This window comes from Spirochaetota bacterium (assembly GCA_026415295.1).
Lineage (GTDB): Bacteria > Spirochaetota > JAAYUW01 > JAAYUW01 > JAOAHJ01 > JAOAHJ01.
In genome coordinates, this window is sequence record JAOAHJ010000034.1 from 1 (window position 1) to 3,569 (window position 3,569).

The window sequence follows — 3,569 nt, forward strand, 5'->3', positions numbered from 1 at the left end:
AGGAGAAATTTGGAGACTATATTAATCCTTTTGAATTTTATTAATATTAATGTAGAATATGAAAAGGTTTGAACTTGGGAGACTTTATAGAATTTACAAAAAGATTAAAGATGGTAAATATCCAAATGTTTCACAATTAGCGAAAGAGGAGGAAGTAACAGAAAGAACGATTAAAAAGGATATACAAACTCTCAAATATACTTTATGTGCTCCAATTTCATATTCAAAGAGGAATAAAGGATATTTTTTAAGTGAAGAATGGAATTTTCCATTGAATATTTTTACATTTGGTGAAATTTTAACAATTTTTATTGCAAATAATCTTTTAAAAGAGTTTAAAGAGACACCATTATATAAATCAGCACAAACTTTATCAATGAAACTTGAGGAACTTTTGCCTGAAAAAATTTTTTTAAACAGTAGAGATCTTGAAGATATGTTATCTTTTACAATTAAACCAATAAAATTAAAAAGGGATATTTTATATATATTTGAAAAGGTTTTTAATGCGATAAGAGATAATAAAAAAATTAAGATTTTATATTACACAATTTCGAGAGACGAAAAGAGCGAGAGAATTTTAGAACCTTATCATATATACAATTTCGAGGGGGTATGGTATTTAGTTGCTTTTTGTCATATGAGAAATTCGTTTAGAGATTTTGCACTTGATAGAATAGAAAAAATAGAAATTCTTAAAGAAACTTTTCAAAGAAATAAAAGTTTTGATGTTAAAGATTATCTATCAAAAAGTTTTAGAATTTATAAAGGAGGTGAAGAATTAATAAAATTAAAATTTGATTCGTACCAAGCAAAATGGATAAAAGAAAGAATTTGGCATGAAAGTCAAATCATCCAAGAGTTAGAAGATGGTGGTGTTATTTTAACTATTAAAGCAAATAAGGAAGAAATTAAAAGATGGATTTTAGGTTATGGTTCTCATGTTGAAGTTTTAGAACCAGACTCTTTTAGAAAAGAGATAATTGATGAGATAAATATTTTGGAAAAAATTTATAAAAAGTAAAGGGAATTTATTTTTCACTATAAAATTATTAAAATTTAGATGGAGGAGTTAAATTGAGGCTAGAGATGACATTTGAGAGTTTAAATGGAGATATAACTTTACCAGTACATTACAATTTTATAATACAATCATTAATTTATAAAATATTATCACCTATAATTTCTACAAAATTACACAATCATGGTTTTAAATATGAAAAAAGAAGTTTTAAATTATTTACTTTTTCAAGAATTTTAGAAAAAGGAATAAAAAATAAAATAAATGGAAGGGAATATCTTAGATTTAAAAACTCAATCTCATTTATATTTTCTTCACCCCTAGAGGATATTATTTCAGATTTAGGAGCAAGAAGTATAAAAGAAAGAGAATTTAGTTTGTTGAAAAATAAAATATATCTTTCAAAAATTAGAATTATAACAACACCAAGAATTGAAAATAATGTGAAAATAAAATTTCTCTCACCTGTAACTATTCATTCCACTATAAGACTACCAGATGGTAGTAAAAAATGTATTTATTATAAGCCTATAGATAATCATTTTAAAACTCTTATAGAAAAAAATTTAATTAAAAAATTTATAACATTATATAAAAGAGAACCTTTGAATACAGAAATTAATATTATTCCTATTTATTTCTCTGTTAAAAGAAATTTTCATTTAATTAAATTTAAAGATACTCCGATTGAAGCATTTGATGGTATTTTTGAATTAAATGGTTCAGATGAATTAATAAAATTATCTTATGAAACTGGTCTTGGAGATAAAAATTCAGAAGGATTTGGTTTATGGGAAATTTGGAAAGGAGGTAAGTCATGATAGAGGCAATAAGAAATTTAGGAGAAAATGTATCAAAATATTCAAGAGAAAGATTTATTTATAGTATGATAAATGAAAAAATTAATGAGGGTTATTTATTAACTATTAATTTTAATTTAAATCAAAATAAAATTACAATTGAGTATCCAAAAGAAGTTAATGATTCAATAATAAAGGAATATTTATGGGTTGGAAATAATAGAGGCAATTTACCTCAAGATAGATTAACAACAAATAACATAGAATATATTCTATCTGGTTCATTAGTTAATTTGTATAAAAACCTCGAAGATTGTGAATTAAAGGCTAAGCTAAAAAAATTAATTGATAATTTTTATCTAAAAATAAATTCAGAATATTTTTTAGATATTTCAAAAATCGATAATTTTACTTTAAGTTCAAATGAAATAACAGAAAAAATTAACTATATATTATCAGAAAATATACAAAAGAAAGATCAAATAATAAAAATTTTAAACTTTTTAAAAGAAAGTTTTTTTGATTGTATAAAGAAAAATAACCTTCTATTAGATTTCAAAGAAAAAGATATTGCACTATATTCGGTTATGATTGATGATATGAAACCTAGTGATATTTCTGATTACATTGATTATCTAGAAAGTAACTTAATTGATGAGCCATTTGATAACGCTAAATTAGAAGGGAAGTGTTATGTATGTGGTGAGTATACATTATTAACAAGCGATACAAGAAAATTTTTTGACAAATATTATATGACAGATTTAATTATATTTGCATCTGAATTAGACAAAAATAAATATTCAAGAAATTTTAATTTATGTAAAAATTGCTATAAGAACATATTGGTGGGTTCTAGATTCTTAAGTAATAAACTAAATTTTAAATTATTTGGCACAAACTTTTATTTAATTCCTTCATTCATATTTAAGCCAACTAAATTCGAATCGATAATAGATAAATTTATAATTCCATTAAAAGAAGATTTTATGTCAATTAATTCATTAGATAACTTTTTAAAGTTCATTGAAGAAAAAGAGAAAATTCTTAAAAATTATATTGATTATTTTAAAATCAAAAATTATATAAATCTAATATTACTTTTTTATGAAAGAGATAATCAGTCTTTTAAAATACAAAAGTTGATTAAAGATATTCCATCTAGAAGAGTTGAAGAACTCAGAGATGCGTTAGAATATATTAATAATTTTGGAAACGAAATTATTGGCAGAGAAGACAAAAATTGGATATTAAGCTTTGATGTAATTTTTTATTTCTTTCCAATAAAAATGGATAAAAATAGAGGTGTTGGCTTAAGAAAAATACTTGAATTATACGAAAAAATTTTAAACAAAAGTAAAATTGATATTTTATTTTTAATTGATGAATTCAATAGTATGATAAAAACATATTATTTTGCAAATACATTTACTCAAATTAAAATTTCGATAAATGAAAAGAAATATTTAGATGCAAAAATGGTTAGGGCGATTTTACAAACAAATTTATTTTTAAAGTTTCTTAAAATTCAAAATTTAATTGATGGAGGTGATATAGTGATTAATAATTTAGATGAATTTTTATTGAATGATGAGTTAAAAAATTATATTAAAAAGATGGGATTTGATGAACAAAAAGCAGCATTGTTTTTATTAGGTTATCTAATTGGAGAGATTGGTAAAAAACAGAGAAACCTTGAAACTAATAGAAAACCAATATTAGATAAAATTAATTATAGTGGCATGAAT

Annotated in this window: 3 protein-coding genes; all 3 read left to right on the top strand. The window is 22.6% G+C overall.

Annotated features, from left to right (window positions below; all coding sequences use genetic code 11):
- The first annotated feature begins 58 nt into the window (after positions 1-58).
- Positions 59-1,024, top strand: a complete 966-nt coding sequence (locus N3A58_08230; GenBank protein ID MCX8059386.1) for a WYL domain-containing protein — start codon at positions 59-61, stop codon at positions 1,022-1,024.
- Positions 1,025-1,077: 53 nt separating this feature from the next.
- Entirely contained in the window at positions 1,078-1,842 is a 765-nt protein-coding gene (gene cas6 / locus N3A58_08235; GenBank protein ID MCX8059387.1) for a CRISPR-associated endoribonuclease Cas6, read from the top strand.
- The coding region (locus N3A58_08240) for a TIGR02556 family CRISPR-associated protein (protein ID MCX8059388.1) at positions 1,839-3,569 on the top strand (1,731 nt) is incomplete at its 3' end. The genes cas6 and N3A58_08240, both read left to right, overlap by 4 nt.